Origin of the sequence: Actinomadura sp. GC306 (genome assembly GCF_004348665.1) — a bacterium.
In the GTDB taxonomy this organism is placed as follows: Bacteria; Actinomycetota; Actinomycetes; order Streptosporangiales; family Streptosporangiaceae; genus Spirillospora.
This window is the reverse complement of record NZ_SMKM01000013.1, coordinates 41,235-49,032: the sequence shown is the minus strand read 5'-3', so window position 1 is coordinate 49,032 and position 7,798 is coordinate 41,235. Positions and strand designations below refer to the sequence as shown.

Annotated in this window: 7 protein-coding genes; 1 reads left to right on the top strand and 6 read right to left on the bottom strand. The window is 71.4% G+C overall.

The annotated features are described in order from the left end of the window. The coding region (locus tag E1200_RS03755; RefSeq protein ID WP_243708323.1) for a TetR/AcrR family transcriptional regulator at positions 1-564 on the top strand (564 nt) is incomplete at its 5' end. Here the strand turns inward: E1200_RS03755 and E1200_RS03750 are convergent. From E1200_RS03750 to ureC, 6 genes are all read right to left on the bottom strand, one after another. Further along, complete coding sequence (locus E1200_RS03750; protein WP_131950352.1) at positions 561-1,841, bottom strand: hypothetical protein; 1,281 nt, start codon at positions 1,839-1,841, stop codon at positions 561-563. The genes E1200_RS03755 and E1200_RS03750 overlap by 4 nt on opposite strands. 201 nt (positions 1,842-2,042) lie before the next feature. After that, the gene (locus E1200_RS03745) at positions 2,043-3,608 is read right to left on the bottom strand and encodes an Nramp family divalent metal transporter (RefSeq protein WP_165950186.1); all 1,566 of its coding nucleotides are present in this window, start codon (positions 3,606-3,608) and stop codon (positions 2,043-2,045) included. Between the two features lie 117 nt (positions 3,609-3,725). Next, entirely contained in the window at positions 3,726-4,718 is a 993-nt protein-coding gene (locus E1200_RS03740) for an urease accessory protein UreD (RefSeq protein ID WP_243708322.1), read from the bottom strand. Continuing rightward, entirely contained in the window at positions 4,703-5,335 is a 633-nt protein-coding gene (ureG, locus tag E1200_RS03735) for an urease accessory protein UreG (protein WP_131950351.1), read from the bottom strand. Before ureG ends, E1200_RS03740 begins: the two co-directional genes overlap by 16 nt. A 23-nt stretch (positions 5,336-5,358) precedes the next feature. After that, complete coding sequence (locus tag E1200_RS03730; protein WP_131950350.1) at positions 5,359-6,063, bottom strand: urease accessory UreF family protein; 705 nt, start codon at positions 6,061-6,063, stop codon at positions 5,359-5,361. Beyond that, on the bottom strand, positions 6,060-7,784 hold the full coding sequence (gene ureC / locus E1200_RS03725) for an urease subunit alpha (protein WP_131950359.1): 1,725 nt from the start codon (positions 7,782-7,784) through the stop codon (positions 6,060-6,062). Before ureC ends, E1200_RS03730 begins: the two co-directional genes overlap by 4 nt. Between the last annotated feature and the right edge of the window lie 14 nt (positions 7,785-7,798).

Sequence of the window (7,798 nt, the reverse complement as noted above, 5' to 3'; positions counted from 1 at the left end):
GGGTTGCGGGTGGGAACGGCTCGGAGCCGTCTGCTGGCGGCCGCCATGGAGCTGTTCATGCGGCACGGGGTCAGCGGCACCTCGCTGCAGATGATCGCGGACGAGCTGGGCGTGACCAAGGCCGCCGTCTACCACCAGTTCCACTCCAAAGAGGACATCGTCGAGGCCGTGATCGCGCCCGCGCTGGCGGAGCTGGCGGCCGTGGCGGAGGCGGCCGAGGCGCGGCGGCGGCGCACCGACCGGCTTCGCGTCGCGCTGGAGGGCGTGGTCGACCTCGTCGTGCGGCACCGCGGGCTGTTCGCCATGATCATGACCGATCCGCAGGTGGGCCGGCTCGTCCGGAGCCGGCCGCCGCTGCGCGAGCTGGAGGAGCGCATCGAGGCCGTGCTGACCGGCCCGGACCCCGACGCCGAGACGCTGGTGAACAGCGCGATGGTCAGCGGCGCCCTGATGATCGCCGGCCTGGACCCGCGGCTCGCCGGCCTGGACGACGAGACGCTGCGCCGCCACCTCACCGCCACCGTCTTCCGCATGCTCCACCTGCGGCGGCCCGCGGCGCCCTAGGAGAGGCGGTAGCGGGAGACGAAGTCCCAGATCACGGCATTGGCATCGATGTCGTAGGTCGTCCCGCCCAGGAACGGGCCGAGGAACGGGATGCCGCCCGGCCAGTTATGCCCGCCGCCCTCGATCTGGTAGAGGATCACGGGCGTGCCGGGCGGGCAGTCCGGGTGGTCGTGGCGGACGACGGTGGTGTTGTCGTCGGGGGCGATGTCGGGCAGCCGCGTGGCGACGGCCCGGTCGCCGCAGCCGTTGTGGCGCGTCCAGAAGTCGAGCGCCGGCCGCACCGTCGAGTAGGGGACGATGAAGTCGCCGTCCCCGTGGATCATGACGATCGGGACGCGCCGCTTCGGGTGGCAGGCGGCGGAGCCGGTCAACTGGCCGGCGACGGCGACATAGGCGGCGAACCGGTCGTTCTCGCAGGCCATCCGGTGGGTGAAGAAGCCGCCGTTGCTCATGCCCGAGGCGTACAGGCGCGCGGGGTCGGCGTTGAAGCGCTCGACGAGGATGTCCTGGAGGCGGCGCACGAAGCCCGGGTCGTCCACGTCGGGCGAGGACGCCCCGCCCGGGACGCCCTGCCAGCCGATGCCGTGGTGCTCCGGCGTGATCATGATGAACCCGCGGGTCTGGGCGTAGTCGGCCATCCGGCCGAAGAACTCCGCGGCGCCGGGCCACTCCAGGAGCCCGGGGAAGTGGAACAGCACCGGCCGCGGGGTGCCGTCGTAGTCGTCGGGCAGGCGGAGGATCGCGTTCCGGGCCTGCCCGGCGTGGGGGATGCGGATGGCGTGGTCACCCGGGTCGGGCCGCCGGTCCTCGATCGTGAACGTGACCGGCCGGGTCGCGGAGGCGTCCCCGCGCCGGACGGTACCGTTCCCCTCCCACCGCACCGTCGCCTGCTCTGGGACGGTGACCCCGCCGTTGACCCTCGCGGAGATCTCCACCCCGGCTCCAGGGTCCTTGAGGGTGAAGTCGCCCTTCAGCCCGAAGAGGCTGCGGGCGATCTGGAAGGAGACCTCCGCCGTTCCGCCGTTGGTACCGGGGAGCGTGCCCGTCCCTTGAATCTTGTCGGTCTCGTATGTGCCGACGTTGTCGAGGACGGCGATGGCACCCGAGGACAGTTCCCCGGTCAGGTCGTACGCAGGCGAACCGGCAACGGTGACCGTGACCCGGTCGTCGGCGGGCGGGGCGGCATGGGCGGATACGGCGGGCACGGCGCTCAGCGCCGCTCCCGCGAGGCATGCAGCGGCGAGGCCGCGCCAGAACTTGGGGCGGGGGTGGACCACGGCAGGTACCTCCTGGGAACCCGGGTCGCGCCACGGTAAGTCCCGTCCGGGCCGCCGCCAATGCCCGCGAGCGAACATCCGGCGGACGCGTTTTAGCCGTCCCGCACAAACTCCCGCCATAAGCCGAGGCAGACGCAGAGCTTCAGAAGCGAGGGCCGGGCGCGGACGTGGTGCCGTACTGCGCGGCGTGGACGGGTGGGGTCAGAAGGTGACCAGGGGGTCGCCTATGAAGTCGGCTATGAAGTTGAGGAAGAAGAAGCCGAAGAACAGGAAGTTCAGCAGCAGGATGACGTAGTGCCAGGGGCGGGGGCGGGCCGGGCGCGGGAGTCTGCTGTTCAGGTACATGAGCATGAACGGGAAGATCAGCGCGCCCAGGTTCGACATGTTCGCCGACCACTGCACCAGGCTCACCGGGAGCGCGAGGTGCAGGATGACCCCGATGACCACCAGGAGCAGCAGCATGAACGGGTAGTAGAAGCGCCGCGGGTCGCCTTCGAGGAGGGCGCGCAGGCGGGGGCTGGTGGCGTGCGCGGCGTCGGTGGTGACGCGCACCATCGCCTCGAAGATGCCGAGCTGGGTGGTGAACAGGATCAGCACGCCCACTATCAGCGCGATGTAGAACAGCCAGCGGCCGTACTCGGCGTCCAGGGCGCCGGCGACGAAGGTCGGGACGTTCTCCTGGGTGACCTCCTGGCCGGAGATCTCGACCGCGTGGGCCATCAGGATGGTCGGCAGCAGCATGCCGATGATCGCGCCGGCGAAGAAGACGGCCCACATGTCGGTGAGCAGCAGCCGGTACCAGCGCTTCCACAGGCCCCGGTTCTTCTGGTCGTCGGGGAAGGTCACGCCGCTCGGCAGCATCTCGACGCGGCGGCCGCGCAGGCCCGCGATGAAGCCGACCCGGTGGCCCATGCCGTAGCCCTTGTCCCGGTAGTGGCCCATCACGTACCAGTTGAGGCCGGACGCGAGCGCGGTGAACCCGGCGAGCCCGCCGATCTGGGTGGCGGTGATCCCCTCCGGGGGTGCGGCGGGGGTGACGAAGCCGGTGATGCCGTCCCACCAGACGCTGAACGGCACCAGGGCGACGCACAGGACCAGGAGCGTGATCAGGATGATGCCGATCATGATCCAGTTGGCGAGTTCCAGCGTGCGGGAGACGCGGCGGGCCGCGGCGGCCATCAGGAACACCACGACGAGCAGCGCGATCGCCCAGAGGCGCGGTTCCTCGGCGTCCTCGGGCGGGAGCTCGGCGTGGACGAGGGCGTACAGCCCCTCCCCCGCGGAGGCCGCCCAGCCGCCGGCGATGAACGCGAACAGGACGAGGAACACCGAGATCGGCACCCACAGGAACCAGCCGGGCGGGACGCGTCCCCAGCCCACGACGGGCGCCTCACCGGTCGCGACCACGTAGCGGGAGCACTCGATGTTGTAGAGGGTCTGGAGCAGGGCGGAGACGAGGATGATCCAGCCGACGCCCTCGAACCCGAACTGGCCGACCGCCTGCGGGCCGAGCAGCCACTCGCCGCTGCCGATGGAGATGCCGAGCGCGATCAGGCTCGGGCCGAGCGCGTACTTGACCAGCTCCTTGGGGCCGATCCGCCGGACGCCGAAGACCTCTTCCGGGGTGGGCAGGTCGGTGACCGGCAGGTCGGGGCGGCTCACCCCCAGCTTGTACGTCCCGGTGACGGCGGCTCCGGCCGTCCCCTCCACGGGCGCGCCGCCTTGCTCTGCGGGGCCCTTGCCGGTGGGTTCGGGGGTTTCGCTCATGGCGCCTCCCGGCGGAACATGCCCCCGACTCCTTCTCGGCTGCCTGCATGGTCCGCCCGGAAGGCGGCTTCGACAAGGCCCCTTTTCCACCGATTTCGCGGCCCCTGCGGAAGGTCCCTAGGGCTGTGCTTGGCGCCCGCCCCGGCCGGACGCGGGCACGCCCAGTAGGAGGCGGCGGACGGCGTCCCACGTCCGGTGGAACGCGGCATCCACCTCAGGGGAGAGGTCACCGAGAAGCCGCGCCCACGCTCCGCATTCGCCTGGCAGGAGGCTCGCGCCGCCACGCAGGCCCGTGCCGCGGATGGTCTCGTGCATGACGTCGGCCACGTCCTGCGGCGGCTTCGCGCCAGTGACGACGTAGATGGACGCCATGAGCCCGTAGTCGCCCATGACCGCCGGGCCGGTCACGTCGTGTTCCTCTGGGACGAGCCTGACGGGGTCGGCGAACAGCAGCCCGCCTTCCGTGTTCTGGACCTCCAGGTCCGCGCAGTAGGCGGTGTAGGCGTGCCGTTCGTCGCGGGCGAGCCGCCCCGCCATCAGCTTCTCTCCCAGCACCACGGTCGCGTCCGGTGCGGCGGTGACGCTCGTCCGCTGGTAGAAGCGCGAGTCCCCGAACGGGATCGTGGTCTGCGGGAGGTACTCGACGTAGCTGCCGGGCCCGGCGCTCAGCTCGACGACCTGCGTGGCGTAGTTGTGTTCCATCCGGTAGAGCCGCGTGGCGGTCTGGGTGCCGAAGTGGACGGACGTCCCGGGCCCGCAGTCGAGTTCGATCCGGTACCGGTCCCCCTGGAGGACGCCCCCGCCGGACGACATGAACATCACGTACGGCATACCGGATAGAGCGCTGTCCGGGTACAGGGGACGGGTGATGTGCAGCGGCGCCTTCTGGAACTGGGACGTCAGCTCCGTCCGGCCGCCGGACGTCCCGAACCCCAGCTCCAAGACCCCCACCTTGCCCGGAGACCCCACGGGAAGGGTGTCGGGCTCGGCCCGGTGGCGCGACACCTCGGCGGGCAGCCATCCGGGGGCGCAGCGCTCGGCCGCCGTCCGGCCGAGGGCGGACCCGGGGCCGGGCGGCGCGTCCGGCGGGGCCGTCACGCGGGTGAGCACAGCGCGTCCCTGCGTTCGAGGACGAAGTCCGCGACCTCCTTGACGCCCGTCCCGGTGAGGCAGTCGGTCAGCACGACCGGGCCCGTCCCGCGCACCATGCGGGCGTCCCGCTCCATCACCGACAGGTCGGTCCGCACGTACGGCGCGATGTCGATCTTGTTGATGACCAGGAGGTCGGAGTCGGTGGTGCCCGGCCCGCGCTTGCGGGGCATCTTCTCCCCCTCGGCGGTGTCCAGGACGAACACGTACACGTCGGCCAGCGCCGGGCTGAACGTGAGCGTGAGGTTGTCGCCGCCGCTCTCGAACAGCAGCACGTCGATGTCGGGGAAGCGGTCGAGCAGCTCGGCCGCCGCCGCGAGGTTCATCGTCGGGTCGTCCCGGACCGCGGTGTGCGGGCACGCCCCGGTCTCGACGCCGACGACGCGCTCCGCGTCCAGCGTCCCCGCCAGCGTGCGGCGGACCTGCTCGGCGTCCTCCTGCGTGTAGATGTCGTTGGTGATGACGCCGGGGCTGCGCCCCCGGGCGATCAGGACGGGCACCAGCGCTTCGATGAGGGCGGTCTTGCCCGACCCCACCGGGCCGCCGATGCCGATCTTGTAGACCTGTTCCAGTTCCATGCTTCCTCCGGACGGTGCTCGGGTCAGGTGATGAACAGCCGGGCCTCGGCCCGCTCGTGCACGGCCGAGACCGCGTCCGCGGCGGGCAGGGTGGCGTGCAGGTCCCGTGGCTCCTGGGCGGCCAGCGCGGCGCCGGCCGCCCGGACGAGGTCGGGCCGGACCTCGCGCAGCAGCGCCTGCGCCCGCCGGAAGTCGATCCGGCCGAGCCGCACCGCCGCCGCGGAGCAGCTCGCGGCGAAGGCGAACAGGTCACCGGCCACGGCGCGCTCCACGGGCACCCCCAGCCCCGCGTGCACGGCACCGACGACCACGGCGTGGTTGCCGGGCGCCGTCCCGGCGGCGACGAGCTCCGCGAGCCGCGCCGCGGGGGCCGAGCCGAACGCGGGGCCGGCCGAGTCCAGGACCTGCCGGCCGGTGCGCACCGACGCCCTGCGCTGCTCCCGGCTCAGCTTGATCGCGTGCAGCCTGCGGTCGGTCTCGGCAAGGCGGTCCCAGTCCTCCGCGGTCACCGCCCGGTGCGCCAGCGCCAGCGCCGCCGCGTCGGCGGTGCCCGCCGCCCGCACCAGGTCCGACACCAGTTCGCGGATGTTCTCCGCCCCGGCCAGGCGAAGCTGGACGTGCCCCTCAAGCCCGTGCGACAAGGTGTAGAGGCCGCTCGGGAAACCGGAGTCGGTCAGCTGGAGGTGCGCCAGCAGCGCCTCCAGCTCTCCGGTGTCCGCACGCGTCATGCGATGTAGTGCAGCCGGTTCAGCGGCAGGCTGCTCGCCGGCTTGATGGAGACCGGCTCGCCGTCCACGGTGACCTTGTAGGTCTCCGGGTCGACCCGCACCTCCGCCACCGTCGCGTTGTACTTCATGTGCCGCTTGTCGACGGTGCGGCACTGCCGCACCGGCCGGACGAGCCGCTCCAGTTCGAGCCGCTCGGGCACCTTCTCGGAGATGGCCGCGTCCGACATGAACGTCACGCAGGTCTTCTGCAGCGCCTTGCCGAACCCCCCGTACGTCGGCCGCAGGTACACCGGCTGGGGGGTGGGCAGCGAGGCGTTCAGGTCGCCCATCTGCGCCCAGTTGATCAGCCCGCCCTTGACGACCATGAACGGCTTCGCGCCGAAGGAGCGGACCGGCCACAGCACGATGTCGGCGAGCTTGCCGTCCTCCAGCGACCCGATCTCGTCGGTCATGCCGCACGTGCGGGCCGGGTTGATGGTGACCTTGGCCAGGAAGCGCAGGACGCGGGTGTTGTCGTTGCGCGCGGAGTCCTCGGGCAGCGGGCCGCGCTGGTCCTTGCAGTGGTGGGCGATCTGGAAGGCCCGGGTGACCGACTCGCCGATCCGTCCCATGGCCTGCGAGTCCGAGCTGATGATGCTGATGATGCCGAGGTCGTGGAGTACCGTTTCCGCCGCGATCGTCTCGGCGCGGACGCGGCTCTCGGCGAACGCCACGTCCTCGGGGACGTCGTAGCTGAGGTGGTGGCAGACCATCGTCATGTCCAGCAGCTCGTCCACCGAGTTCACCGTGTAGGGCAGCGTCGGGTTGGTCGACGCCGGCAGGACGTTGGGCTCGGAGGTGATCCGCAGGATGTCGGGGGCGTGGCCGCCGCCCGCGCCCTCGGAGTGGTAGGTGTGGATCGCCCGGCCGTCGATGGCGTTGATCGTGTCCTCGACGAACCCCGCCTCGTTCAGGGTGTCGGTGTGGATGGAGACCTGGACGTCGTGGTCGTCGGCGACCCGCAGCGCGCAGTCGATGACGGCCGGGGTCGTCCCCCAGTCCTCGTGCACCTTCAGCCCGCACGCGCCGGCCTTGAGCTGCTCGTCCAGCGGGCCGGGCAGGCTGCCGTTGCCCTTGCCGTAGACCGCGATGTTGACCGGGATGTCCTCGTACGCCTGGAGGATGCGGGAGATGTTCCACGGGCCCGGCGTGCAGGTCGTGCCGCGGGTGCCGTCGGCGGGGCCGGTGCCGCCGCCGAGAAGCGTGGTGATGCCGTTGCTCAGCGCGTGCTGTGCCTGCTGCGGAGCGATGAAGTGGACGTGGGCGTCGATCGCGCCCGCGGTGGCGATGAGGTTCTCCCCGGAGATCACCTCGGTGCCCGGCCCGATGATCAGGCGCCGGTCGACGCCGTTCTGGGTGTGCGGGTTGCCGGACTTGCCGACGCCCGCGATCCGGCCGTTCTTGATCCCGATGTCGCCCTTGACGACGCCCAGCATCGGGTCGATGATCACGACGTTCGTGATGACCGTGTCGAGGGTCGTGGTCGCGTTCAGCGAGGCCGGGTCGGCGGACATCCCGTCCCGGGCGGTCTTGCCGCCGCCGTACTGGCACTCGTCCCCGTAGTGGCCCTCGCTGTAGTCCTTCTCCACCTCCACGACCAGGTTGGTGTCGCCCAGGCGGATCCGGTCGCCGACCGTGGGCCCGTACATGCTCGCGTACTGCTCGCGCGACATCGTCGTCATCGTCGTCATCCCTA